This window comes from Curvibacter fontanus (assembly GCF_054780335.1).
The window spans coordinates 1-24,887 of sequence record NZ_BAAGWN010000012.1 but is presented as its reverse complement, the minus strand read 5'-3'; the positions used below and the strand labels follow the sequence as shown (position 1 = coordinate 24,887).

The window sequence follows — 24,887 nt, the reverse complement described above, 5'->3', positions numbered from 1 at the left end:
CAGACCGGCAGCAATTGCTACATTTTTTGTAGCGTGTACTGCACCACGTCGATATTGGCTTCGTCGAACGCGGCTTCGCAGTAGGCGAGGTAGAACTCCCATAGGTGCATGAACCTTTCGTCAAATCCGAGGGGCAGGATGCGCTGGCGTTCGGCCAGGAACTGGTGGCGCCAGCGACGCAGGGTTTCGGCGTAGTCCGGGCCGAAGGGCAGCGCGTCCACCACCTTCAGGCCCGCGGCCTCGGCCTGGCGGCGGAATTCGGCCGGACAGGGCAGGCAGCCGCCGGGGAAGATGTACTGCTGGATGAAATCGGTCGACTGGACGTAACGATCGAACAGGCGGTCCTCGATGACGATGCTCTGGATGCAGGCGCGGCCGCCGGTCTTGAGCAGGCGCGCCACGCTTTCGAAGTAGGTGGGCCAGTATTCCCGGCCGACGGCCTCGATCATCTCGATGGAGCAGACCGCGTCATAGGGGCCGTCGTTGATGTCACGGTAGTCCTGCAGGCGCAGGTCGGCGCGCCCGGCAGCCTCGGCGCCGAGCTTGCCCATGCGTTCCTGGGCCCAGCCCAGCTGCTCGGTGCTGAGCGTGACACCGGTGAGCGAGGCGTCGAATTCGGTGACCGCCATCTCGGCCAGCGCGCCCCAGCCGCAGCCGATCTCCAGCACGCGGTCGCCCGGCTGCACGCCGGCCATGCGCAACGCGCGCCGTACCTTGGCCTGCTGGGCCGCGACCATGTCGCCGGCCAGATTGCCCTCGAACCAGGCCGAGGAGTAGTTCATGGTCTCGTCCAGCCACAGGCGGTAGAAAGCGTTGCCCAGGTCGTAATGGGCGTGGATGTTCTTGCGGCTGTTGGCCTTGGTGTTGCGGTGAAAAAGGTGGCGCAGGCGGTAGTACAGGCTGCCCAGCCAGCTGCCGTAGACCAGGTCTTCCAGGTCCTGACGGTTGCGGATGAACAGGCGCAGCAACGCGGCCAGATCATGGCTGCTCCACTGGCCGGCCATGTAACTTTCGGCAAAGCCGATGTCGCCGGACTTGATGGTGGCGCCGAACACGGCCCAGTCATGCAGCACCAGGCTGGCATGGGGCGCATCGCCCTTGCCGTAGCGCAGTTGCGTGCCATCGGGCAACTGCAGGCTCAGCGTGCCGTGGCGCAGGCGCTCGAGCAGGCGCAGGACGGAGCGGGCACTGGCGGGCGCGCTGCGCGGCAGCGTCATGCGGGAGGCAGTGGTGGAGTTCATGGCGATGTCAGCTGGAAAGGGAACGGGTGACGAAATCGGCCGGCGGTGCCGGCTTGCGGACGAACGGGACGCGCTTGAGCCACAGGCGCAGGGCCTGCCAGTGGATGTGGGCGATCAAGGCCAGCGTCATGGCCGGCTGGCGCCACAGCACACGGCTGGCACTGCGGGTGGTGTAGGGTTGCAGCACGCCGCTGACGCTGGTCTGCAGCAGCAGGCCCTGGCTGTCGTCCAGGTCGACACAGGCGACGGTGCGCTCCATGCCGTCGCGCACGGTGCGCAGGAAACGGAAGCGGTACTCGCCCTCCACACGGCAGAACGGCGACACATGGAAGACCTTGCTGGCGCGCTGCTCCTGGCCGTAACGCGGCGCATCGAGCAGGTAGCAGTGGCGTTCGCCGAAGGTGTTGTTGACCTCGGCCACAATGGCACGCAGCGTGCCGTCGGCGCGGTGGCAATACCAGAAGCTCACGGGCTTGAAGGTGTAGCCCAGCACCCTCGGGTAGCAGTGCAACCAGACCTCGCCGTCGGCATCAAGAATGCCTTCGCGCCGCAGCAGCTCTTCCATCCAGCCCAGGGCCCCGCCTTGGGCTGCGCTGCGGCCGTCGCCGTGGTCGCTGTCATGGAAGCTGAGCCAGCCGGCGCGGTTGTGCGCCAGCTCGCCGCTGCCGTAGCGGCGCATGCTGCGCAGCGGCAGCATCAGGAAGAAGGTGGCGTAGGCAAAGGCATGGCGCGCCGGGCGCAGGCGCGTGTGGCGCACTTGGCCACGGCCGATGAGCGGCACACCAATATCGCTCATGCCGCCTCCCGGTACGCCAAGCGTGCCAGCAGTTGCTGCGCGACCGACAGGCCGGATTTGAGGCCGTCCTCATGAAAACCGTAACCTGTCCAGGCGCCGGTGTACCAGGTGCACTGGCGGCCCTGCAGCTGGGGCAAGGCCTTCTGCGCGGCGATGGCATCCAGGTCGAACACCGGGTGGGCATAGTCGTAGCTGCCCAGCACATATTGCGGGTCGATCTCGCGCAAGGGGTTGAGCGAGACCAGTACCGGCTGCTCGAAAGGCAGGGGCTGCAGCTGGTTGAGCAGGTAGTGCAGGCAGACGCGGCTGTTTTCCTGTCCGGTGGCGGGGGCACGCTCGTAGTTCCAGGCGGCCCAGGCCAGGCGGCGCTCAGGCAGCACACTGGCATCGGTGTGCAGCACGGCACGGTTGGCCTGGTAGCGGATGGCGCCGAGCAGGCGCTCCTCTTCGGCCGAGGGCTGGTGCAGCAGGGCCAGGGCCTGGTCGGAATGCGTGGCCAGCACGACCTGGTCGAAACGCTGGGCGCCGTGCTCGGTGGTGACCGTCACGCCGTGGCCGTCGCGCTCGATGGAACGCACCGGCGTGTTCAGGCGCTTGTCGGGGATGCGGGCCACGATCTTCTCGACATAACGGCGCGCACCGCCAGTCACCGTCCACCACTGCGGCCGGCCGTTCACCTGGATCAGGCCGTGGTTGTGGCAGAAGCGGACCATGGTGGCCACCGGGAATTCCAGCATCTGCGCCGTCGGGCAGCTCCAGATGCAGGCCATCATGGGCAGGAAGTACCAGTCGCGGAATTCGGCGCTGAAACCCTGCGCGTCCAGCCAGGGGCCCAGGGGCTGGGCCAGTTGCGCGTCGGCGCCGGCTTCGGCCAGAGCGGTGGCCAGGCGATTGAAACGCAGCACCTCGCGCAGCATGCGCAGGAAGCGCCAGTTCAGCAGGTTGCGCCGCTGGGCAAACACGCTGTTGAGGCTGGCGCCATTCCATTCCAGACGGCGGCCGGTCACACCAGCCTGGACCGAGAAGGACATATCGGTCTTGGCCGTGGCGATGTCCAGTTCGTCGAACAGGCGGATCAGGTTGGGATAGGTGCGCTCGTTGAAGACCAGGAAGCCCGTGTCCACGCCCCAGGTGGTGGGGCCATGCGCCGTGGGCAGCGTCACGTCCACCGTGTGCGTATGGCCGCCAAAATAGTCCCCGGCTTCGAACAGGGTCAGTTCCGCCTGCCCCTGCAGGGCATGGGCCACGGCCAAGCCGGAAATGCCCGAACCGACAATCGCGATCTTCATGCGGGCACCTGCGGCTGTGTGCTCGAAGCTGCCAGCGCTGGGCTTGCCTGACATTGTCTGTCAGGGATTTTCATATTTGACATAGACAAATTTTTATTTAAACCGTTAATATCGACTTTACAGGCTAGATTATCTTTATTTGTCCTAGACAAAAATAGCAAAAGTGAAAGACCATAGCGAATACTCAGGCAAAGGAACTGCAATTCCCGGCGCCCTGCCTATTGCCGCGGTCGAACGCGACACCGGTCTTTCCAAGGACACGCTGCGCGTGTGGGAGCGGCGTTATGGCTTTCCGCAGCCGGTGCGCGATGCTTTTGACGAGCGGCACTACCCGCCCGAGCAGGTCGAGCGCCTGCGCCTGATCGCGCGCCTGCTGGGCAGTGGCCAGCGTCCCGGGCGCGTGGTGCCCCTGCCCCTGGCCGAACTGCATGCCATGCTGCAGGAGGCGGCCCCGGTCGACGCTGATGCGCTGGCCAAACCCGAGCTGCAGGCCATCCTGATGCTGGTGCGCCGCCATGAGGTGATGACCCTGCGCCGCACCTTGAACCAGGCCGTGCTGCGCCTGGGCCTGGGCCACTTCCTGACCGAACTGCTGGCGCCGCTGAATGTGCTGGTGGGCGAGGCCTGGGTGCGTGGCGAGATCCAGGTCTTCGAAGAGCACATGTACACCGAGAGCGTCATTGCCGTGCTGCGCAGCGCGCTGGGCAGCACGGCCTCCATGCCGCGCCCGGGCATGCCGCGCGTGCTGCTGGCCACCTTGCCACAGGAACCCCATGTGCTGGGCCTGCTGATGGCCGAGATCATGCTGGTGCTGGAGGGCTGCGAATGCGTGTCGCTGGGTGCGCAGACCCCGGTGACCGAGATCGTGCAGGCGGCCCAGGCCAACCGGGCCCAGATCGTCGGCCTGAGCTTCAGTCCCTCGTTCAGTTCGCAGCTGTTGCAACGCGGCCTGCAGGATCTGCGCAGCCGCCTGCCGGCTGAGGTGCAGCTCTGGGCGGGTGGCAGCCATCCCATGCTGCAGCGCCGCGCGCCTCCCGGCGTGACAACGGTGGCAAGGCTGGAGGCTATCGGTGGCCTGTTGGCGCCCTGGACTGCCGGCCACCGGCCCGAAAAAACCGCAGCCGACTGAACCCGACTTTATGGACGCCGCGTCAACGCTTCTTCAGATCGGCCAGCATGAGGCTGGACTCGCCCAGGCGGGACGCCAGGATGCGGGCGATATTGCGGTAGATGGCGGAGGCGCTTTCGGGGTTGGCGTCGATCAGCTCGCGGTAGAAACGCATGGCCACCAGCGGACCGGCGGCGCGCACCGTGGCCGAGCGCACATCGTTGCCCACCAGGGCCATCTCGCCGAAGCATTCACCGGGGCCCAGGCGGGCCAGCTCCACCGGCTTGCCGTCACGCAGTTTCTCGACCACCACGTCCCCGGCAATCAGCACATAAAAGGAGTTGCCCATGTCGCCTTCGCGGAACACCGCCTCGCCGGCCTGGATGGTGAAATGCTCGCCGGTGGCCAGGGTGTCCAGCAGACAGGGCTGGCTCATGCCGGCGAAGATCGGCACCTTCTGCGCAATCTTCTGGATGATGGCCGGGTCGAGCTTGAGGGCCGGGGCCGCACGTTGCGGCAACATCTCGGCCCGCACCCGCTCGGCGATGTTCTGGACGATGGCTGGATCGATACCCATGTTCTGGTAGCCCTGGTTACACCCTCGGAAGACGGCATGCATGAAACACCTTTACCCATCTTACACACCGACGGGGTTTCCGGGCGAACCCGGCGCAACGTTGCGCAGCAGTTTGCGAACGATTGCACAGAAACCCCAGCCTCAACATAATGACCGCGATGAAGCCCATCCCCGAGGCAAGGCCCGCCGTGCTGGACGTGGAAGCGTCCGGCTTCGGCCGCGACAGCTACCCCATCGAAGTCGGTTACGCCCTGCCCGACGGCCGCGTCTTCTGCACCCTGATCCGGCCTGAACCCCAGTGGACCCACTGGGACCCGCAGGCCGAGCGCCTGCACCAGATTCCCCGCCCCGCCCTGCTGAACCGCGGCCGGTCCGCGGTCGAGGTGGCCACCCTGCTCAACGAGCAACTGCAGGGCCGAACGGTCTACTCCGACGGCTGGAACCACGATTACACCTGGCTGGCCCTCTTGTACGACGCGGCCGGCCAGCGCCAGCGCTTCAAGCTGGAGAACCTGCGCGCCCTGCTGCGGGAAGACGAGGCCGAGCGCTGGCATGCCATCAAGCAGCAGATCGCCGATGAACGCGGGCCCCAGCGCCACCGCGCCAGCGCCGATGCCCGCCTGCTGCAACTGACCCTGCAGCGTGTGCGCCAGGGCGCCGCCCTGCCGTCCTGAGGACCGGACGCCCCGTATACTCGGCGTCTAAGAGGTCGTCCCCATGGCAGCGAGCAGGCGAGGCGGGGCCGGCATAATAAACATACCCACACTCTCGAAGATTCCGATCGCATGGCCGTTCTCACCATCGTCTTTGCCGACCTGACCGGAAGCACCGGGCTGTTCGAAGCGTTGGGCAATGCCAAAGCGGCCGAGGTGGTGACCCGCACCACGCACTGGATCGGCAAGCTCTTTCAGAGCCGCGGCGGCCGTGTCATCAAGTACCTGGGCGACGGTGTGCTGGCCTCCTTTGGCGACAACCAGGCCGCCGTGCTGGCCATGGTCGAGATGCAGCGCATGCAGCGCGAGCGCAGCAGCGGCCTGCCCGGCATGAGCAAGATGCAGATCAAGGTGGGCCTGGCGCGCGGCGAGGTCGTGGAACAGGATGGTGACTGCTTCGGCGATGCCGTCAACATGGCCTCGCGCCTGAGCGACCTCTCGGGCGCCGAGCAGATCTTCGCGTCTGAGAGCGTGATCGACGCGCTCTACAGCGACGGCGAGATCAACTTCCGCAACCTCGGGCCCATGGACATCCGGGGCAAGAGCGAGCCGGCCACGGTCTACCGCATCGACTGGCAGCGCGAGACCACCTCCGAGATCATGACGATGCAGGCCGGGCTGGAAACGGTCGGCGCCCCCAGCAGCCGCCTGCCCAGCACCATCGAGCTGACCTGGCGCGAACACAACATCCTGTTCGAGGCCATGGACATGCCGGTCTTCCTCGGCCGCGGCAACGACGCCCAGTTCGCGGTGCTGGACCCCCGCGTTTCGCGCCTGCACGCCCGGCTGGACCGCCGCGGTGAACTCTTCGTGCTCTCGGACATCAGCAGCTACGGCACCTGGGTGCGGTTTGCCGGCTCCACGGCCGTGATCTCCCTGCGCCGCCAGGAATGCGTGCTGCTGGACAAGGGCGAGATGGCGCTGGGCGCCTCCTTCGACGATCCGACCGCGCCGGTCGTCAGCTTCTGGTTCACCAACAAGAACAACTAGAGAGACAGGGCCATGAGCCGCCGGGCCCTCCCCAAGCTGATCGACGATCTGCGCACCTACCAGGCCGAACTGGAAGCCCAGAACAGCGCGCTCGAATTCAGCCGCATCGCCGCCGAGGGCGCCTCCGAACGATTTGAATCCCTGTTCTCCAACGTGCCCCTGGGGCTCATGGTGGTGGACGAGTTCGGCATGGTGGAGCAGAGCAATGCCATGGCGCTCAAGCTCTTCCGCCCCAAGGAATCCGACCCCCCGCTGAATTTCCTGCTGCCCCTGGTCACCCCCGACCACATCGAACGCGTGCAACAGGCCCTGGACGAGGCCAAGCTGCAGGGCCACAGCGACACCAACGAGGTGGTGTTCTCCAGCGGTCTGGAAGCCCGCTTCACCGGTGATCTGCACATCGCGCGCATCCAGTATTCGCAGGACCGCGACCTGACCCACTTCATCTGCGCCGTGATCGACCAGGGCCCGCTGCTGACCGAACGACGCGCCCTGCAGGAACGCCGCCGCGCCCTGCAGGAAAGCGCCCTGGCCCTGCAGCAGCGCAACGAAGAGCTGCGCCTGAGCGAAAACCGCCTGGCCGCCATCATCAACTCGTCCCTGGACGCCATCCTCTGCGTCGACGCCGAACAACGCATCACCGTCTTCAACCCGGCCGCCGCCGCGCTCTTCCAGTGCCCGCCGGAAGAAGCGCTCAAGACCTCGCTCGGGCGTTTCCTGCCCGAATCGATCGACGCCATCGCCGCCACCCGCCTCTCGACCCAGGCCACGCTGGGCGAAGTCAACGGCCGCACCGCCGACGGCCACCCGCTGGCACTGGAGGTCAGCGTCTCGCGCGAGCGCCAGCCCGAGGGCGACGGCGACATCACCACCGTCTTCGCGCGCGACCTCACGACACGCCGCCAGATGGAGGCGCAGCGCAACATCCTCGAAGCCCAGCTGCGCGAGGCGCACAAGATGCAGGCCATCGGCACCATGGCCGGTGGCATCGCGCACGACTTCAACAACATCCTGGGCGCCATCCTGGGCAACGTCACGCTGGCGCGCCAGGATGCCGGGGCCGACTCGCCGGTGCAGGTCAGTCTGAGCGAGATCGAGAAGGCCGGCCGGCGCGGGCGCAACCTGGTGCGCCAGATCCTGACCTTCAGCCGCAACGAAACCCCGAAACGCCACCCCATCCAGCTGATCGAGGTGGTGCAGGAATCGGTGCGCCTCATGAAAGTCACGCTGCCGCCCACGGTGGACCTCCAGGTGCGCCTGCGCGAGACGCCGGCCGTGCTGGCCGACGCCACCCAGGTCGAGCAGGCGCTGATCAACCTGTGCACCAACGCCATCCACGCCATCGGCAGCACACGCGGCACGGTCAGCATCGAACTCAACAGCGCCAGCCCCGACCTGCTGGAATGCCAGCGCCTGGGCCTGGCCGGCGGGCGCTACGTGGCCCTGGCCGTGCGCGACAGCGGCAGCGGCATGGAGCCCGAGACCCTGCAGCGCATCTTCGAGCCCTTCTTCACCACCAAGCCCGTGGGCCTGGGCACGGGCCTGGGTCTGGCCGTGGTGCACGGCGTGATGCGGACCCACCTGGGCACGGTGGATGTGAGCAGCACACCCGGCCTGGGCAGCGAGTTCACCCTCTATTTCCCGGTGGCCGATGACGACGTCCCCTCGGTCCCGGCCGAGCCCACGCGCCTGCAGACCGTGATGGGCTTCGGCCGTCACGTGATGTACGTGGACGACGACCAGGCCCTGTCCTTCCTGGTCGAGCGCGTGCTGGGACGGCGCGGCTTCAAGGTCAGCGCCTACACCGACCCGAAACTTGCGCTGGCCGCGCTGCGTGGGCAACCCGACGACTACGACCTGCTGGTGACCGACTACAACATGCCCGGTTACAGCGGCGTGGAGCTGCTCAACGACGCGCGCCGCATCCGCCCCCAGCTGCCCATGGCCCTGGCTTCGGGTTACATCACGCCGGAGATCGAGGCCAACGCGCTGGAAGCCGGCGCGCGCGCGCTGATCCACAAGCCCAACGACGTCTCGGAGCTCTGCGACACCGTGCAGCGCCTGATCCAAGGTGAGATCAAGCCCTGAGCCTGGCGCAGGCATCTCCTGCCTGCACGCCGACGAGGCCCTGCTCGTGCTGGACAAACCGGCCGGCCTGCTGGCGGTGCCCGGCCGTGGCGCCGACAAGCAGGACTGCGCCAGCACCCGCGCGCAGGCGCATTGGCCCGACGCGCTGATCGTGCACCGGCTGGACATGGCCACCTCGGGCCTGCTGCTGATGGCGCGCGGCGTGGCCATGCAGCGCAGGCTCAGCATGGCCTTCGAATCACGCGAGGTGCACAAGCGTTATGTGGCCGTGGTGAGCGGGCACCTGGACCCGACCGCCGGCGCCTGGAGCGAGATCACCCTGCCCCTGAAAAGCGACTGGCCGAACCGGCCGCGGCAGAGGGTGGATGCCGACGGCAAACCCAGCCAGACCCGCTGGCGCGTGCTCGCGCAGGAAAGCGACGCCCGGGGCCGGCCCCGGACCCGGCTGGAACTCGAACCCGTGACCGGCCGCACCCACCAGTTGCGCGTGCACCTGCAGGCCATCGGCCACCCCATCCTCGGGGATGCGCTCTACGCCGATGAGGACAGCCTGGCGCGCAGCACGCGCCTGCTGCTGCACGCCAGCGAACTGGCGCTCACGCACCCCATCACGGGGGCCGCCCTGCGCTGGCGCAGCCCACCCCCTTTCTGATCTGCGCGCAGGACCAGTCCGGCCGCACTTGGGGTGCGGCTATTGCGCCGATCAACAACCCGGATGGACCTGCACCCATCTGTTTTTTTGTGACAAAGAAAAAGCCGCCGCAAGCGGCGGCTTCCCGGTCTCCTGCCGATCACTTGATGAAGCGCACCTGGGCGTTGATCCGCTCCAGAATGGGTTTCTTCTTCTGATTGAAGATGGCCTTGTTCTCCTCGATCAGGTTCTTGCCCTTGGTATCGATCGAGATGATCAGCGGGCCGAACTCCCTCACGCGGTTGACCCACAGGGTCTCGGGCATGCCCAGGTCTGTCCACTCGGCGGCCTCGATCTTCTCCACCTGAGTGGCAGCGAGCACAGCGCAACCGCCGGGGAAGATGGCGTGCACCGCCTTGTTCTCGACACAGCCTTCCTGGGTCTCCGGCCCCATGCCGCCCTTGCCCACGATCAGCTTCACGCCGGTCTGCCTGATGAATTCCTTCTCGAACTTCTCCATGCGCATGCTGGTGGTCGGACCGATGGAGACCATCTCGTACTCTCCGTCTTCCTTCTGCCGCACGATCGGCCCGGCGTGGAAGATGGCGCCGCCCTTGAGGTCCACCGGCAGCTCGCGGCCGAGCTCGATCAGGCGGCGATGCGCCACGTCACGGCAGGTGACCAGGGTGCCGGTCAGGTAGACCACGTCACCGATGTTCAGCGACTCCAGGTCTTCGTCCCGGATGGGGGTGGTGAGTATCTTTTTCACAGCTTGAACCCTTCGTGCGAGATGACTTCGTAAGACATGTCGGCCTGGATCCTGATCTTGCCGCGGCGGTGCGCCCAGCAGCCCGTGGACACCGCCACGCCGATGGTGGAGGGGTGACGGGCCGACGATTCGATGTTCACGCCCATCACGCTGGCGTTGCCGGTCAGGCCCTGCGGGCCCAGGCCCAGCTCGTTCAGGCCTTCGGTCATCAGTTCTTCCATCAGGGCCGCGTTGTCGTTGCTGTGGCGCGAGGTCACCGGACGCAGGATGGCCTTTTTCGACAGGCGTGCCGCGGTTTCGGCCGAGGTCGACACACCCACGCCCACCAGCAGCGGCGGGCAGGCGTTGACGCCGCGCGAGGTGATCACGTCGAACACGAACTCGGCCACGCCCTCGTAACCCTGGCCCGGCATCAGCACCTTGGCGGCGCCCGGCAGCGTGCAGCCGCCGCCGGCCATGTAGACGTCGATGGTGACGCTGTCGTCGTTGGGGACGATCTCCCAGTCCAGCCACGGGATCTTGGTGCCGGTGTTGGTGCCGGTGTTCTTCTCGACGAAGGTCTCCACCGCGTTGTGGCGCAGCGGGCCGTCCCTGGTGGCGCCTTCGGTGGCGCCCAGCAGGATGCTTTCGAGTTCACCCAGCAGCGGAAAGTTTGCGCCGGCCGTGAGGAAGTACTGGATCACGCCGGTGTCCTGGCAGCTGGGGCGGTCCAGCTTGTCGGCGGCTTCCTGGTTCAGGCGCATGGATTCGTAGACTTCCTTGGCCAGGAAGTTCACCTCCTTCGCGCGCAGCTCCCCCAGCTTCTGGGTCACGTCGGTGGGGAGCCGCTTGCCGATGTAGGAAGTGAACTTCGACATCAGGTGGGTCAGGTCGGCGGCGGCGGCTTGCTTGTCCATGGGGTTCTCCTGGTATGCGACGCCTGGACTCAGTCCAGGGTGACCTTGCCCGCCTTGACCAGCTGGGCAAACTTCTCGGTCTCTTCCGTGATCTGCCGGGCCATCTCTTCGGGCTTGTTGCCGACGGGCTCGGCGCCGATGTCCTGCATCTGCTTCCTGAACTCCGGCGAGTGGATGATCTTGACCACCTCGGTATTCAGCCGTGCCACCACGTTCCCGGGCGTTGCGGCCGGCGCCAGCAGACCGAACCAGGTGCCGATCGCGATGTTGGGAATGCCGGATTCCTGCAGGGTGGGCACATCGGGCAGGGTGGAGGAGCGCTTGGCCGTGGTCACCGCCAGGGCCTTGAGCCTGCCCTCCTTGATGAAGGGGAGAACCGGCGTGATGGTGTCGAAAGACATGTCCACCTGGCCACCCAGCAGGTCGGTGGTCAGCGGGGCGCTGCCCTTGTAGGGCACGTGCAGGACCCTGGCGCCGGTTTCGATCTGGAACTGGGTGCCGATCATGTGCTGCGCCGTGCCGTTGCCGTTGGAGCCATAGGACAGCTTCTCCGGGGATGCCTTGCCGGCGGCCACCAGATCATTCACGCTGGTGTAGGGCGCCTTGGCACTCACCACCAGCACGTTGGGCACCAGTGCCACGGTCGTGATGGGTGCGAAGTCTTTCTGAAAGCTGTACGGCAGGTTCCTGTAGACGCTGGTGGCCACGGTGTGATGAACCGCGCCCATCAGGAGGATGTAGCCATCCGCAGGCGCCTTGGCCACGAAGGCCGCGCCCAGGGTGGCGCCTGTACCGGGTTTGTTCTCGACGATCACGGGCTGGCCGATGACGGCCGACAGCTTGGTCGACACGGCGCGGGCCAGGACATCCGTCGTTCCGCCCGCGGGAAACGGGACCACGATCGTGACGCTTTTGGCGGGCCAGGCTTGTGCCGAGGCGAATCCGGCCGCGCTGCACAGGACGGCGGCGAGGACCTGTAGGGTGAACTTGTGAGCCATGTTTGTCTCCTTGGATCTTTGGGCTTTCGTCAGCCTGCCGGCATCGGATGGCTTGAACTTTAGTGCGCATTGAATTTAAAATTCAGCCGAATATTCAAAGCATTCTTAACTTGATATCAAAAATATGGCCAAGCTGATCAACCCGGCCGACATCGAGTTCTTCCTCGCCTTGGCCACCGCCTGCTCCATCAGCAAGACCGCACGCGAGTTGAGCGTCACCCCGGCCGCGGTCAGCAGGCGCCTCTCGCTCATGGAGTCGCGGCTTGGTGTCCCGCTGTTCAACCGGACCACGCGGAGCATGGGCCTGACGCCGGAAGGCGAGGTCTATCTGGACCACGCACGCAAGATCGTTGGCAACATCAGCGAGATGGAGGACCAGCTTCTGGGCTCCACCGTCGCGCCCCAGGGACTGCTGCGGGTGAATGCAACGCTGGGGTTCGGGCGCAGCCACATCGCCCCCCTGGTTTCCGAGTTCGTCCGGAAATACCCCAAGGTGGACATCCAGCTGCAGCTGTCGGTCAACCCGCCACCCAGCGGCGACGATGCCTACGACATCTGCTTCCGGTTCGGCAACCCGCCGGACTCCCGCTCCGTCGCCAGGTTCATCGCCGCCAACCGCAGGGTCGTGGTCGCGTCACCCATGTACCTGAAGAAGCACGGGGAACCCCAGACCCCCGGCGACCTCACCCGGCACAACTGCATCGGCATACGCCAGGGTGATGAGGCCTACGGGCAATGGCGCTTTTCCACGCCCAAGGGCAAAGGCAAGAGCAGGGCCGAGTCCACCCAGAGCGTGAGGGTAAGGGGCAACCTGACGAGCAATGACGGCGGCATTGCCGTCAACTGGGCGCTGGACGGCCACGGCATCCTGCTGCGGGCCGAATGGGATGTGAAGAAATACCTGCAGTCGGGTCGCCTGGTGCAGCTGCTGCCCCGCTACAACAGCCCGGACGCCGACATCTATGCCGTCTACGCCCAGCAGCACAGGACGTCCTTGCGCGTCAAAACCTTTCTGGACTTCGTGGCCGCGGCGTCAGGCGCCGCGTAGGCGCGCCGGCTCCCGATCCCGGGGAGCGTGCTCGCCTGCCATAGGCAGTGAAGCTAAGCACGAAGTACGGTCAGCAGATTTTCCACCGACGCCACTCCCATCTTGACGTAGGCGTCGGAGGTGACGCCGCCGATGTGCGGACTGAGCACGATGCGCTCCTCGTTCCGGAACGGGTGCCCTGCGCTCATGGGCTCCACGGCAAAACTGTCCAGGCCGGCAGAGGCGACCCGGCCCGACCGGAACGCACCGAGCAGCGCCGCTTCGTCGATCAATCCCCCGCGCGCGGTGTTCACCACAATGACCCCGGGTTTGCACAAGGCCAGGGCGCTCTCGTTCAGCATGTTCCGGTTCTCGCTGGTCAGCGGGCAGTGGAACGAAATCGCATCCGATGTCCGCCACAGCGTGTCCAGATCCACCGGCTCCACCCCCGGCGGAAAGGCACGCGCATAGGGATCGAAGCCGATGACACGCATGTCCAGGGCCTGGACCATCCTGGCAAATCGCAAGCCGATGGCCCCGAGTCCGATCAGGCCGATGGTACGGCCGCCCAGCTCCAGGCTCTTGTGCGTTGCCTTGTCCCAGAAGCCGCTGTGCATGCGTGCGTTCAATGCCGGTACGGACTTGGCGCAGGCCAGCAGCAAGGCCAGCGCCTGCTCGGCCACAGCCGCGGCATTGGCCCCTGCTGCTGCGCATACTTCCACCTTGCGCGCCTGGGCCGCCACCTTGTCGATGGTGTCGGTTCCGCTGCCGTGCTTGGAGATCACGCGCAGCGCCGGCGCGGCATCGATCGCCCGGGCGCCCACGGCGCCGTAGCGCACGATGATGGCCACGGGATTGTGCCGGCCACAGAGCGCCACGATGTCGTCCTCGGTCGGTGTCTTGCCCGCGTAGACCACCTCGAATTCGCGCAGCAACTCCAGGGCCTGCGGCGCCAGATCGGCTGCCGTGACCAGGACCACCGGCTTGCCCAGTCCAGGCGCCATGCTCACAGACGCTCCCCTTCCTTGAGCACCCCCGCGGCGCGCAAGGCGGCATCGAGCCACTTGGCGGCGGTGTCGCCCTTGTGGATGCCCGCGATGCGTTCGGACTCGTCTTTCACCTTCCTGGCCGCCAAGGGCAGCAGCGACTCGATCCTGTCGCGCTCGACCACCACCACGCCATCGGCATCGCCCAGGACGAAGTCGCCCGGATGGACCGTCACGCCGCCCACGGTGACCGGATGCCCGATGCGCCCCGGCACCAGCTTGGTCGGACCGTTCGGATTGGTGCCGACGCTGAACACCGGGTAGCCTATTTCCTCCAGCTCCAGCGCATCCCGCACGGCGCCGTCGATGACCACCCCGGCGATGCCGAGCTTGCGGCAGGCCGTGATCATGATGGTGCCCATCAGCGCGGCGGTCTGGTCCCCCTTGCCGTCGATCACCAGCACATCCCCCGGCTTGGCCAGGGACATGGCGGCGTGGATCATCAGGTTGTCGCCCGGGCGGACCTCCACGGTGAAGGCCGTGCCCGCGACCTTCACGCGGGGATGCAGGGCGCGGATGCGTCCATGCAGGGCGCCACGCCGGCCGGCCACGTCGGCCAGGATGGCCGCCTGATACCCGGCGGCTTGTGTCACGACCTGGGGCGGGACGCGCTCGAAGTCGCGAATGATGTCGGCTTGTGTCATGGTGGTATCGGTTTCTTGTTGGTCGTCGTTACTCAATCGATCTTCGCGCCGGATTCCCGCACGACCACACCCCAACGGACCATGTCTTCACGGACCGTCCTGGCGAACTGCTCGGAGGTGCTGCCGGCGACATCGGCCCCCTGGTCCCCCAGTTTTTTCTTCAGTTCGGCGGTTTGCAGGGCCTTGTTGATTTCGGCGTTCAGTCGGGCGGTGATGTCCCTGGGCAGCTTGGCCGGGCCCAGCACGCCAAACCAGGTGACGGCTTCAAAGCCCTTGTAGCCGGACTCGGCGATGGTCGGGACCTGCGGCAGGTCATCCACCCGCTTGAGGGAGGTGACGGCCAGCGCGCGCAATTTGCCGTTCTTGATGTGTCCGATCAGGGTGGGGATGGAAGAGACGTAAACCTCCACCTGCCCCCCGATCACATCGTTGAGGCCCTGCGCCGCGCCCTTGTAGGGTATGTGCACGAGCTTGATGCCGGCCTCTTTCTTGAACAGCTCCGTGGCCAGATGGGCCACGGTGCCGTTACCGGAGGTGGCGAAGTTGATCTGGTCGGGGCGCGCCTTGGCCGCGGCCACCAGATCTGCCAGGGTTTGAAGCGGCGAGTTGGCCGAGACCACGAGCGCCAGCGGCGCACTGGCCACCATGGAAATGGGCGTCAGGTCCTTGACCGGGTCATAGGGCAGCTTGGCATAGAGGCTGGGGTTGATCGCCAGGTTGCTGGTCTGGCCCAGCACGAGGTTGTAACCATCCGCCGGCGACTTCGCGATGTTGTCGATCCCGATATTGCCGCCCGAGCCGGGCTTGTTGTCAACGATAAAAGTCCACTTGCTGGCTTCGGTGATCTTCTGGGTCAGCTCGCGGCCGATGATGTCGGTGCCTCCACCGGCCGGAAACGGAACCACCAGACGAATCGGCTTGCCGGGCCAGGCCTGTGCGTGGGCCAGGGAGGCGACGATGGACGAGAACATCAGGCCGATCAAGGCGCGACTGAAAAACTTCATGGTGCTTATCTCCTTGTAGTCAGGCAAACGAGGGTTGCCATCCGCCGGTACTCTAGATGCTCGGTGCACTCGATACAATGCCGTTTCACTCAATGAAACAAGGTCCATGGTGCGCAATCCTCCAAGAAACGAGCCGAAAGACAAAGAGGAGGGGGTCACCGCCGTCACGCGCGCGCTCTCCCTGCTGGAGGCATTCCAGGTCGACGAATCCACGCTTTCGCTGGCAGAAATGAGCCGCCGAACAGGCATGCACAAGACCACCGTCCTGCGATTGGCCCGCACGCTGGCCTTGTCCAACTACATGGTGCAGGCTGAGGACGGTCCATGGCGATTGGGGCCGGCGACAGGTTGGCTGGGCGCCAGGTACCAGGCCGGCTTCGACGTGAACAATGCCGTGGAACCTGTGCTGCGCGAACTCGCGCAGCTGACGGGGGAGAGCGCGACCTTCTACGTGCGAGAGGGGAAAATCCGCGCCTGCATCGCCCGCGTCGAAGGCTCCCAGGCGGTGCGCCACCACGTGCGCATCGGAGAGCGCCTGCCGCTGGACAAGGGCGCCCCCGGGCGCGTCATCCTCGCCTTCAGCGGCGAACGCGGAGAGACTTACGAGGAGATCCGCAAGCGGGGCTATCACCTCTCACTGGGTGAGCGCGAGCCCGAGGTGGCCAGCGTGGCGGCCCCGGTCTTCGGTCTGAACTGGCGCCTGCTGGGCTCCATGTGCATCTCGGGGCCGGTCTCCCGGCTTTCGGCAACAAAATTGCAAAAGTACGCGAAGAGCGTGATCCGGGCGGCCAATGCGTTGTCCTACGCCCTCGCCGGCAGCCGCTCCGCCGACACCCCGCCCGTGATCTCCAACTGGCACCCCTGAAGCGGTCTGCCCACCGCCACCCTGGCCCGGTCCCGCCACTGCATGTGTTCGACGTGAAAAGCGGGCGGTTCGTGCCGGCCTCCAGCGCCATGCACAGCGGCACTGGACCCTGTGCCGACTCTGATGACACAATGGCCCAAGCGCTGTTCAACGAAATCGACGACAGCTACCGGCCGCAGCAGGCGACTGCCGGGGGCACCCGCCAGGAGCACAAGCCCTAGCGCGCCCCGTCCGGCCCGCGGACCGTTGGCGTATGAGGAGACTGGATCCATGCGTATCGCTGACTGGAAACTGGGTACCCGCCTCGGACTGGCCCTGGGCCTGCCCCTGCTGCTGCTGGCAGGCCTCACCCTGCTGGCCCTGCAACAGCTGCAGCAGGTCGGTATCGCCAGCGAGCGCATGAGCGCCAGCGACCGCGCCCAGACCGAGGCCGCGCAGCAGATCACGGCCAGCACCGAGCAGCTCTCGCGCCTGACCCAGCAGCAGATCACCGCCCCCATCGCCGCCCCCACCGGCCAGATCCGCGAGCAGCAGACGGCGGCCAACCGCCAGATCGACCAGGCCCTGGCCACGCTGGAGCGCCTGGGCTCGCGCAGCGACGCCCAGGTGCTGACCGATCTCAAGCGCCACCGCGCCGCCCATACGGAATCGGCCGAACGTGTGGTCAAGCTGGTCGAGGAAAACCTGCGGCCCGAGGCCTCCCTGCTCTTCATCGGCGAGACCCTGCCCGCGCTCAAGGCCCTGCAGCAGTCCATCCAGACCCTGACCGCCCTGCAGCGCAAAAGCGTGGAGCGCGGCAGCATCGCCGCCGCGCGCACCCTGCTGCTCTACTGCGGCGTGGCCGCCGTGCTGCTGGCCGCGCTCTGGGGCCTGTGGCTGCTGCTGCCGCTCGCACGTGGCCTGCGCGAGAACCTGCGCGCGGCGCGGCAGCTGGCCGGCGGCGAACTCGACACCCCGATTGAAGCGCACGCACACGACGAAAGCGGCCAGGTGCAGGCCGCCCTGGCGCAGATCCAGCAGGGCGTGCAGCAGCTGATCGCGCAGGTGCACCAGGACGCCGAGCAGCTGGCCAGCAGCACACGCGCATTGGCCGCCCCCGAACAGGCCGAGGCCCGGCGCAGCCCGCAGGCGGCACGCGTGGAGCAGGCCCAGACCAGCATGCAGGCCCTGGCCGGCGCCCTGAAGCACAGCCATGACAGCGGGCGCCAGGCCCAGGCCCTGGCGGCCGAAGCCGCCAAGGTGGCCGAGCGCGGCGGCGCCGTGGTGAACAAGGTGGTGGACACCATGCAGGACATCCGCACATCGTCCGCCCGCATCGCCGACATCATCGGCGTGATCGACGGCATCGCCTTCCAGACCAATATCCTGGCGCTCAACGCCGCGGTGGAAGCGGCGCGGGCCGGCGAGCAGGGTCGGGGTTTTGCCGTCGTGGCCAGCGAGGTGCGCAGCCTGGCCGGGCGCAGCGCCGCCGCGGCCAAGGAGATCAAGCAGCTCATCGATGCCTCGGTCGGCAGCGTGGCCGAAGGCGGCAAGCTGGTCGAGCAGGCCGGCCGCACCATGCAGGAGATGGTGGGGCAGGTGCGCCAGGTCGCCGAAACCATGGCGCAGATCACACGCGAAGGCCAGGCCCAGGACCAGGGTTTCAGCCAGCTGCAGGACGCCATCACGCAGCTGGAACAGATGGTCAGCGACAACACCGCCGTGCTGGACCGCTCGGCCGCATCGGCCCAGGCCCTGGAGCAGCAGGCGCGCCAGCTGGCCGGCAGCGTGGGCGGCTACCGCCTGGGCAGCGCGCCATTGCGCCTGCGCTGAAGTCTTTTTCCTTGACGCAGCGCAAAACCCTGCGGCTTGCAGTTGCCTAGACTGCCTGCCATGTACTGCCATGTACTGCCGTGGGGGCCGTGGGTTCCCGTTTGCCTGGAACCCCTCATGCATGCTGCCCTTCGCTTTCCTCATATTCCCGCAGACAGCGCCGCTTGGCTGGCGCACAGCGGCCTGCGGGCGCTGACGCTGGGCGGGCGCACCCTGCTGCCCATCGTCCAGGGCGGCATGGGCATCGGTGTCTCGGCACACCGCCTGGCCGGCAGCGTGGCCGCGCTGGGTGGTGTCGGCACCCTGTCCTCGGTGGACCTGCGCCGCCATCACCCGGACCTGATGGCGGCCACCGGCCAGTTGCCGGCCGCAGAGGCGGCCAAGCGCGCCATCGACGCGGCCAACCTAGAAGCACTGCGGCGCGAGATCCGTGCCGCGCGCGCGCTCTCACCGGACATGGGCCTGCTGGCTGTCAACGTCATGCGCGCGGTGGGCGCATACGCGCCTTCCGTCACCGCCGCGCTCGAAGCCGGCATCGACGCCGTGGTGGTGGGCGCCGGCCTGCCGCTGGACCTGCCCGAGCTGGCGCAGGACCATCCCCGGGCGGCGCTGATCCCCATCCTCTCGGATGCGCGCGGCGTGCAGCTCATCGTGAAGAAATGGGAACGCAAGAAGCGCCTGCCCGACGCCATCGTCATCGAGCATCCGCGCCTGGCCGGCGGCCACCTGGGTGCTGCGAAGATCGCCGACCTCAACGACCCGCGCTTCGATTTCGAGAACGTGATCCCGCAATCCATCGAATTCCTCAGATCGGCCGGTATCGAGAAGGAGATCCCGCTGATCGCCGCCGGCGGCATCCGCACGCATGCCGACATCGCGCGCCTGCAATCGCTGGGCGCGGCGGGCGTGCAGCTGGGCACGCCCTTTGCCGTCACCACCGAGGGCGACGCCCACCCCGAGTTCAAGCGCGTACTGGCCGAGGCGAAGGAAGAGGACATGATCGAATTCACCAGCGTGGCCGGCCTGCCCGCGCGCGCGGTGGCCACACCCTGGCTGCGCGCCTACCTCAGGATCGAGCACAAGCTGCAGGCCGTGGCCCACCCCAAGCCGCGCTGCACCAAGAGCTTCGACTGCCTGGCCCAGTGCGGCCTGCGCGACGGCCTGCCCGGCTGGGGCCAGTTCTGCATCGACCACCAGCTCGCCGCCGCGCTGCGCGGTGACCTGAAAAAGGGCCTGTTCTTCCGGGGCGTCGGCGCCCTGCCCTTCGGCGCGCAGATGCGCGGCGTGCGCGATCTGGTGCAAAGGCTGCTGACGCCGTCGGAAACGCTTCAGCCTGCCTGAAAAAGTGACAAATTCCGCATCGCCGGCCCGACCCGGGCAGGGCTGCGGGTGCATTTGCCCCTACACTGCGCGCGCGCATTCCAAAAAAAACCGACAGACAGGGGGTCACACAAGGATCGCGCATGCCATCTTCCCCGAGGCACTACTTCAGCCTGGGCCATTTCCGCGGTCGCCTGACCCTCTGGTTCGGCGGCCTGTCGCTCGCCACCTTGCTGAGCGTGGGCCTTTATGTCGGGCATATCGCCACCCAGGAGCTGGCGGACTTCGGCGGTCAGACCCTGTCCATCAGCGCGCGCTCGGCGGCCGACCTGCTGGCCTCGAATCTGGAGGAGCGCGACAAGGAAATCCGCCTGCTGCGCCAGATTCCCACCTTCACCCATGGCGATCTGCACGCACCCGAACTCGGCAAGCAGCTGGATCTGCGCAAGCAGAGCTCCGAGGAATACGCCTGGATCGGCATCGCCGACCTCAAGGGCCGCGTCCTGCAGGCCACGGGCGGCATGTTGATGGGACTGCAGGTGGACCAGCGGCCCTGGTTCCAGGCCGCGCTCAAGGGGCCCTACACCGGCGTGGTGCACGAAGCCCTGCTGCTGGCCCGGCAGTTGCCCCGGCGCGCCGCGAACGAACCGCTGCGCTTCATCGACTTCGCCGCCCCCATTCTGGATGATCAGGGCCGGCTGCGCGGCGTGCTGGGCGCGCATGCGCACTGGAGCTGGGTGACCCACACGGTAGAATCGGTCGTCACCCGCAGCGCCTCCGGGCACCAGATCGAGGTGCTGATCGCCGACAAGTCGGGCAACATCCTCTATCCCTACAAGCAGCTCGGCAAGTCGCTGCCGCCGCGCCAGCAGCGCACCGCGCCCTACGAAGTCCTGCGCTGGGACGACGGCAAGGCCTACCTCACCAGCATGGCCGAGGTCACGGCCGCAACCAGCGTCTCGCTGGGCTGGCATGTCGTGCTGCGCCAGCCGCTGGAGGTCGCGCTGGAGCCGGTGCAGATCCTGCGCCAGCAGCTGCTGCTGTTCGGCCTGGGCGTGGCCCTGCTGTTCTCGCTGATCGCCTACCGCTTTGCCGCCCGCGTCAGCCTGCCCATCGAACAGCTGGCCCGGGCCGTGCGCCATGTCGAGCGGCGCGATGCCGAGCCGGTCTACCCGGCGGGCAGGCAGCTCCACGAAATCAGCCAGCTCAGCGGCTCCATCCAGTCCATGACGGCCTCGTTGCTGCGCCACGAGCAACAGCTCGAAGCCCTCAACGCCTCGCTGGAGCTGCAGGTGCGCGACCGCACCGAGGCGCTGTCGCGGGCCAACCAGGCGCTCGAACGCCTGGCCACCATCGACGCCCTCACCGGCCTGAACAACCGGCGCCGTTTCGACGCCCGGCTCGTGGAGGGCTTCCAGCGGCTGCGCCGCACGGGCCGCGGCTTCTGCCTGATCCTGCTGGACGTGGACCACTTCAAACGGATCAACGACAGCCACGGCCACCAGGCCGGCGACGAGGTGCTGCGCCAGCTGGCCCGCCTGCTGAGCCAGTGCACCCGCGTCACCGATTTCGTGGCGCGTTATGGCGGCGAGGAATTCGTCGTGCTGGTGCCCGACACCCAGAGCGACGAGGAAGGGCTGACCGTGGCCGAGAAGATCCGCCAGACCGTGGCCAGCGCCCCCTTCGCCGTGGCGGGCCAGGCCACCGTCAGCCTGGGCCTGAGTCAGGCGCTGGCCAGCGACACGAGCGCTGCCGAGGTCCTGGAGCGCGCCGACCGGGCCCTCTACACCGCCAAGCAGCTGGGGCGCAACCGGGTCGTGACCCTGTAGGGGCCCCGCCGTGCGCTAGTAGACTGAATCTGAGAGATCGCCGGCAAGCGGCTGACCAGCGCTGCGGCAGGCAAGGCGCAAAGCACAGACGGGCCCGTAGGCCCGGCGAGCATTTGCAACGCCGCATGGCACAGCGAGGGGCAGACGAGTGCCAGTGAATCTCACGGATTCAGTCTACTAGCAGTGGATGGCCATGGCCAGGCCGCAGGCGTCGCGCGGCGCACGGGCCGGCAGGCTGAGCGCCTGGCCCCGCAGCAGGCGCTGCGCCGTCCACAGGCAGGCCAGCGCGTCCAGCACGTCGTCGGCCTGCACCTGCCTGCGGGGAAATCCGTCCAGCAGGCGCTCGGCCTGGCCCGGGAAATGCGGCGCCAGCAGGCGGATGCGCAGCGCGCGCCCTGCGGCGCTCTTCTTGCCATGGGCCAGCGGCAGGCCGCCGTTCATCTGCATGAAACAGAGCTCGGGATGAACCTCATGCACGCGCAGCGCGTCGGCGGCCGAGGCGCGCAAGGCGGCATCGACCTGCTCCACCTTGCGCAGGATGTTGTAGGCCTGGATGGACATGCCCTTGCCGTCGATGGCCCGGCGGCGCGCCGACGCTTCCTCATGCGAGGCGGCGCCCAGCACCGCCCGCAGGGGCGCCGCAAACACCGAACTGCCGCGCTGCTTCAGGCGCTGGCGCGCGGCCTCGTCGCAGGCGCGCTCGCCCTGCTCGCCCAGGCCGATCGGCATGTCCACCGCCACGCAGGCCGGCGCCGGGCAGGCCCGCAGCAGGTCCGCGAAGCGGGCATGGACGCAGGCCTCGACCTCGCTGCGGCCCGGCGGCAGATGCGCGGCGTACCAGCCCGCCGGGCAGCCATCGACGCCGGTGATGGGCCCCGCCAGGCTCAAGCGCCGGCCTTGGGGTAGAGCACCATCTGCGTGCAGCGAAACAGCGCCAGGGTCTTGCCGCTCTCGCGGTGCGTCACCACCGCATCCCAGACCTGGGTGGTGCGCCCGCTGTGCACGGTTCGCGCCACGCAGAGCACCACGCCGTCGCGCGCCGTGCCCAGGTGGTTGGACTTGAGCTCGACGGTGGTGAAGCCGCTGGCCCCCTCGGGCAGGCTGTTGATGCAGCCGTAGCCGGCGCAGGTGTCGGCCAGCGTCACGATGCTGCCCGCGTGCAGGAAACCGTTGGGCGCCATCACCTCGGTGCGCACCGGCATCTCGGCGCGCACCTCGCCGGCCTCCATGTGGGTGATGACGATGCCGAGATGCCCCGGCAACATGGCCGCGCCGCGCTGGTTGAAATCGTGAAGGGTGGGCATGAAAACTCCTGGATGTCATGGCGCGCACACCGGCGCGGGCTGGCTGGCCGGGTACCGCGCACGCTCAGCCCGGAATCTCCGCCTCGATCAGCTGGGCCAGCAGCGTGAGCGACTCCTGCCAGCCCAGGTAACAGGCTTCGGCAGGAATGACCTCGGGAATGCCCTCCTGCACCACGTTGAGCTCGGTGCCGCAGAACACGGCCTTGAACGTCAACGTGACCCGCATTTCCCCGGGCAGGTTCGGGTCGTCGAAGACATCGGTGTGCACGATGCGCTCTCCCGGCACCAGCTCCAGGTAGGTGCCGCCGAAGGAATGGCTCTGCCCGTTGCTGAAGTTGGTGAAGGACATCCTGTAGCCCCCGCCCACCCTGGCGTCCATCTCGTGCACCTTGCCCGTGAAACCGTGCGGCGGCAGCCACTTGGTCATGGCGGCGGGATCGATGAAGGCGAGGTAGACGCGTTCGGCCGGGGCGCGCAGCACACGGTGCAGGCGGACGGTGTTGGTGCTCATGGTGTGTTCCCTTCAGATGGTTCGAGGCAGTCCCTCAGACTGTACGACGAATAGGCCGGACCGGTTTCGACAAAGGTCAGCCCCGCAGACCCCCCCGGGCGTACTGTTCAGCGCACGCCCTTGAGCGCCTGCCCGTCCACCGAGCGCGTGATGGGGCAGTTGACCACGATGCCGGTGAGCTCCAGGGCGATCTCGCCCCGTTCCTGCGCCGCCAGCACCTGTTCCTCGGAACGCAGCTCGCGCGGGGCCGCGGGCTGGCGCCAGCGCACCAGCACCATGCGCCACAGCGGGCTATAGCTGCGGTCGGCATTGGCCCCGCCCGTGGGCAGCGGCGCGGACTGGAAGACGGTGATCTGTTCGCCGTTCACGAACTTGTAGACCCGCTCGGTCACACCGGGGCGGCCCGGTGCGCCCAGGGCCAGGGCCAGGCGCGGCACGTGGTTGACGCCCTCCTGCCGGGCCATGGCGGCGTCCGAGATGTCGGTCGTCACGTACTCGACCTGGTGGCCGTCGACCCAGGCGCGGTGCAGGGGCAGCGTGGTCTCGGCCGGGCCACTGGTGCGCGGGGCTGCGCAAGCCACCGGCAACAGGGTACAGACCAGGAGCCAGAGGTGCGGGAAACGCATGGCGCGGATGGGCACGGAAGATCCCGCTTCAGATCCAGCGGCGTACGCGGCGCTTGTAGGCCTCGTACTCGGCGCCGAACTTGGCCAACAGCACCCGCTCTTCGGGCAGGATCTGGAAGCGGGTGACGTAGGCCACGTAGGCCATCGGGCCGGCCAGGGCCGCCCAGCACCCCAGGTGGCTGGCGTAGGCCACGAGCAGCAGCAGCAGGCTGAGGTACATGGGATTGCGTGTGTAGCGGTAGATGCCATGGGTGACCAGCACCGAGGCCCGCTCGGGCTGCAGCGGATTGATCGTGGTCCGGGCTTGCCAGAAACCGGCAAAGGCGGCAATGGCCACCAGCGCGCTCAGGTTCATGCTGAGGTCGATGGCGGCGAGCCGCACCACATCGACCGCATCGGCCACGGGCTCTGCGTGCGGCAGCAGCCACATGGCTGCGGCGATGGCGATGGTGACCACAGGAGCGGGTATCTTGGTTTCAAGCCGTCGCATGTTCTCGGGTCTGAGCCTCGGCATGGAAAACAGGCCTGCACCAAAGGCATTCCATCACGCCGGGGGATGCGATGCCCCCGTGTCAGCGGGCCTGGACCCAAAGTATATGCGGCAGCTGAACGTGGACGTCATGCCATGACATGGACTCGAAATCGGATGTGTTCCAAGGGCCGAGGTTCATGTCTGCCCAACGCGCAGTCAAGCCGCGACGCGCTTACGCGTTGTCGCTCTTGGACGACCAGTTAAATTTCGCTCCACTTCCATGCGAAGCGCTGCATTGATCCGGGACTGGTAGCCAGCACCTTGCGCCTTG

At 67.2% G+C, this 24,887-nt stretch carries 25 protein-coding genes; 10 read left to right on the top strand and 15 right to left on the bottom strand.

What is annotated here, in order from left to right; genetic code table 11:
• Nucleotides 1-17: 17 nt before the first annotated feature.
• The 3 genes from ACYVH8_RS07850 to ACYVH8_RS07840 are packed head-to-tail and all read right to left on the bottom strand — an operon-like array spanning nucleotide 18 to nucleotide 3,326.
• Nucleotides 18-1,241, bottom strand: coding sequence for a class I SAM-dependent methyltransferase (locus tag ACYVH8_RS07850; RefSeq protein WP_460488291.1), 1,224 nt, complete (start codon nucleotides 1,239-1,241; stop codon nucleotides 18-20).
• Between the two features lie 7 nt (nucleotides 1,242-1,248).
• Complete coding sequence (locus ACYVH8_RS07845; RefSeq protein WP_460488290.1) at nucleotides 1,249-2,037, bottom strand: DUF1365 domain-containing protein; 789 nt, start codon at nucleotides 2,035-2,037, stop codon at nucleotides 1,249-1,251.
• The gene (locus tag ACYVH8_RS07840) at nucleotides 2,034-3,326 is read right to left on the bottom strand and encodes an NAD(P)/FAD-dependent oxidoreductase (protein ID WP_460488289.1); all 1,293 of its coding nucleotides are present in this window, start codon (nucleotides 3,324-3,326) and stop codon (nucleotides 2,034-2,036) included. The genes ACYVH8_RS07845 and ACYVH8_RS07840 overlap by 4 nt, the downstream gene beginning before the upstream one ends.
• Nucleotides 3,327-3,489: 163 nt before the next feature.
• On the opposite strand from ACYVH8_RS07840, the gene ACYVH8_RS07835 reads away from it, so the two are divergent.
• The gene (locus ACYVH8_RS07835) at nucleotides 3,490-4,455 is read left to right on the top strand and encodes a MerR family transcriptional regulator (RefSeq protein WP_460488288.1); all 966 of its coding nucleotides are present in this window, start codon (nucleotides 3,490-3,492) and stop codon (nucleotides 4,453-4,455) included.
• Between the two features lie 22 nt (nucleotides 4,456-4,477).
• Here ACYVH8_RS07835 and ACYVH8_RS07830 read toward each other — a convergent pair whose 3' ends face one another.
• Nucleotides 4,478-5,011 carry a cyclic nucleotide-binding domain-containing protein gene (locus ACYVH8_RS07830; RefSeq protein ID WP_460488287.1) on the bottom strand — a complete coding sequence of 178 codons (534 nt, stop codon included), beginning with the start codon at nucleotides 5,009-5,011 and terminating at the stop codon, nucleotides 4,478-4,480.
• Between the two features lie 158 nt (nucleotides 5,012-5,169).
• On the opposite strand from ACYVH8_RS07830, the gene ACYVH8_RS07825 reads away from it, so the two are divergent.
• From ACYVH8_RS07825 to ACYVH8_RS07810, 4 genes are all read left to right on the top strand, one after another.
• Nucleotides 5,170-5,685: a 3'-5' exonuclease gene (locus ACYVH8_RS07825; protein WP_460488286.1), complete on the top strand. Its 516-nt coding sequence runs from the start codon at nucleotides 5,170-5,172 to the stop codon at nucleotides 5,683-5,685.
• A gap of 111 nt (nucleotides 5,686-5,796) precedes the next feature.
• Nucleotides 5,797-6,714, top strand: coding sequence for an adenylate/guanylate cyclase domain-containing protein (locus ACYVH8_RS07820; RefSeq protein ID WP_460488285.1), 918 nt, complete (start codon nucleotides 5,797-5,799; stop codon nucleotides 6,712-6,714).
• A 12-nt stretch (nucleotides 6,715-6,726) separates the two neighbouring features.
• Complete coding sequence (locus tag ACYVH8_RS07815; protein ID WP_460488284.1) at nucleotides 6,727-8,802, top strand: PAS domain-containing hybrid sensor histidine kinase/response regulator; 2,076 nt, start codon at nucleotides 6,727-6,729, stop codon at nucleotides 8,800-8,802.
• Nucleotides 8,786-9,454, top strand: coding sequence for an RluA family pseudouridine synthase (locus ACYVH8_RS07810; RefSeq protein ID WP_460488283.1), 669 nt, complete (start codon nucleotides 8,786-8,788; stop codon nucleotides 9,452-9,454). Before ACYVH8_RS07815 ends, ACYVH8_RS07810 begins: the two co-directional genes overlap by 17 nt.
• A gap of 139 nt (nucleotides 9,455-9,593) precedes the next feature.
• Here ACYVH8_RS07810 and ttdB read toward each other — a convergent pair whose 3' ends face one another.
• Genes ttdB through ACYVH8_RS07795 form a run of 3 tightly spaced genes read right to left on the bottom strand, consistent with a single transcriptional unit; the run spans nucleotide 9,594 to nucleotide 12,096 of the window.
• Nucleotides 9,594-10,202: a L(+)-tartrate dehydratase subunit beta gene (gene ttdB, locus ACYVH8_RS07805; protein ID WP_460488282.1), complete on the bottom strand. Its 609-nt coding sequence runs from the start codon at nucleotides 10,200-10,202 to the stop codon at nucleotides 9,594-9,596.
• On the bottom strand, nucleotides 10,199-11,098 hold the full coding sequence (gene ttdA / locus ACYVH8_RS07800) for a L(+)-tartrate dehydratase subunit alpha (RefSeq protein WP_460488281.1): 900 nt from the start codon (nucleotides 11,096-11,098) through the stop codon (nucleotides 10,199-10,201). The genes ttdB and ttdA overlap by 4 nt, the downstream gene beginning before the upstream one ends.
• Before the next feature lie 29 nt (nucleotides 11,099-11,127).
• On the bottom strand, nucleotides 11,128-12,096 hold the full coding sequence (locus ACYVH8_RS07795) for a Bug family tripartite tricarboxylate transporter substrate binding protein (protein WP_460488280.1): 969 nt from the start codon (nucleotides 12,094-12,096) through the stop codon (nucleotides 11,128-11,130).
• A 124-nt stretch (nucleotides 12,097-12,220) separates the two neighbouring features.
• Between ACYVH8_RS07795 and ACYVH8_RS07790 the strand changes: the two genes are divergently transcribed.
• Complete coding sequence (locus ACYVH8_RS07790) at nucleotides 12,221-13,144, top strand: LysR family transcriptional regulator (RefSeq protein WP_460488279.1); 924 nt, start codon at nucleotides 12,221-12,223, stop codon at nucleotides 13,142-13,144.
• A 53-nt stretch (nucleotides 13,145-13,197) separates the two neighbouring features.
• Here ACYVH8_RS07790 and ACYVH8_RS07785 read toward each other — a convergent pair whose 3' ends face one another.
• The 3 genes from ACYVH8_RS07785 to ACYVH8_RS07775 are packed head-to-tail and all read right to left on the bottom strand — an operon-like array spanning nucleotide 13,198 to nucleotide 15,817.
• Nucleotides 13,198-14,127 (bottom strand): NAD(P)-dependent oxidoreductase, encoded by a 930-nt coding sequence (locus ACYVH8_RS07785; RefSeq protein ID WP_460488591.1) that lies wholly within the window; start codon nucleotides 14,125-14,127, stop codon nucleotides 13,198-13,200.
• A gap of 2 nt (nucleotides 14,128-14,129) precedes the next feature.
• A complete protein-coding gene (locus ACYVH8_RS07780) occupies nucleotides 14,130-14,813 on the bottom strand; it encodes an RraA family protein (protein WP_460488278.1) in 684 nt (227 codons plus the stop codon).
• A 32-nt stretch (nucleotides 14,814-14,845) separates the two neighbouring features.
• On the bottom strand, nucleotides 14,846-15,817 hold the full coding sequence (locus tag ACYVH8_RS07775) for a Bug family tripartite tricarboxylate transporter substrate binding protein (protein ID WP_460488277.1): 972 nt from the start codon (nucleotides 15,815-15,817) through the stop codon (nucleotides 14,846-14,848).
• A gap of 106 nt (nucleotides 15,818-15,923) precedes the next feature.
• Between ACYVH8_RS07775 and ACYVH8_RS07770 the strand changes: the two genes are divergently transcribed.
• The 4 genes from ACYVH8_RS07770 (at nucleotide 15,924) to ACYVH8_RS07755 (ending at nucleotide 21,643) form a co-directional block, all read left to right on the top strand.
• Nucleotides 15,924-16,682 (top strand): IclR family transcriptional regulator, encoded by a 759-nt coding sequence (locus ACYVH8_RS07770; RefSeq protein ID WP_460488276.1) that lies wholly within the window; start codon nucleotides 15,924-15,926, stop codon nucleotides 16,680-16,682.
• 270 nt (nucleotides 16,683-16,952) lie between these two features.
• Nucleotides 16,953-18,494, top strand: a complete 1,542-nt coding sequence (locus ACYVH8_RS07765; RefSeq protein ID WP_460488275.1) for a methyl-accepting chemotaxis protein — start codon at nucleotides 16,953-16,955, stop codon at nucleotides 18,492-18,494.
• A 117-nt stretch (nucleotides 18,495-18,611) separates the two neighbouring features.
• Nucleotides 18,612-19,835 (top strand): NAD(P)H-dependent flavin oxidoreductase, encoded by a 1,224-nt coding sequence (locus ACYVH8_RS07760; RefSeq protein ID WP_460488274.1) that lies wholly within the window; start codon nucleotides 18,612-18,614, stop codon nucleotides 19,833-19,835.
• A gap of 122 nt (nucleotides 19,836-19,957) precedes the next feature.
• A complete protein-coding gene (locus ACYVH8_RS07755; RefSeq protein ID WP_460488273.1) occupies nucleotides 19,958-21,643 on the top strand; it encodes a sensor domain-containing diguanylate cyclase in 1,686 nt (561 codons plus the stop codon).
• 177 nt (nucleotides 21,644-21,820) lie between these two features.
• Here ACYVH8_RS07755 and ACYVH8_RS07750 read toward each other — a convergent pair whose 3' ends face one another.
• The 5 genes from ACYVH8_RS07750 to ACYVH8_RS07730 all read right to left on the bottom strand — a co-directional run bounded on the left by ACYVH8_RS07750 (nucleotide 21,821) and on the right by ACYVH8_RS07730 (nucleotide 24,574).
• Nucleotides 21,821-22,531: a DUF429 domain-containing protein gene (locus ACYVH8_RS07750; protein ID WP_460488272.1), complete on the bottom strand. Its 711-nt coding sequence runs from the start codon at nucleotides 22,529-22,531 to the stop codon at nucleotides 21,821-21,823.
• Nucleotides 22,528-22,947 carry a PaaI family thioesterase gene (locus ACYVH8_RS07745; protein WP_460488271.1) on the bottom strand — a complete coding sequence of 140 codons (420 nt, stop codon included), beginning with the start codon at nucleotides 22,945-22,947 and terminating at the stop codon, nucleotides 22,528-22,530. The genes ACYVH8_RS07750 and ACYVH8_RS07745 overlap by 4 nt, the downstream gene beginning before the upstream one ends.
• A 64-nt stretch (nucleotides 22,948-23,011) precedes the next feature.
• Nucleotides 23,012-23,458: an SRPBCC family protein gene (locus ACYVH8_RS07740; protein ID WP_460488270.1), complete on the bottom strand. Its 447-nt coding sequence runs from the start codon at nucleotides 23,456-23,458 to the stop codon at nucleotides 23,012-23,014.
• A 107-nt stretch (nucleotides 23,459-23,565) separates the two neighbouring features.
• A complete protein-coding gene (locus ACYVH8_RS07735) occupies nucleotides 23,566-24,099 on the bottom strand; it encodes a DUF7482 domain-containing protein (protein WP_460488269.1) in 534 nt (177 codons plus the stop codon).
• Between the two features lie 13 nt (nucleotides 24,100-24,112).
• On the bottom strand, nucleotides 24,113-24,574 hold the full coding sequence (locus ACYVH8_RS07730; RefSeq protein ID WP_460488268.1) for a methyltransferase family protein: 462 nt from the start codon (nucleotides 24,572-24,574) through the stop codon (nucleotides 24,113-24,115).
• Nucleotides 24,575-24,887: the final 313 nt, after the last annotated feature.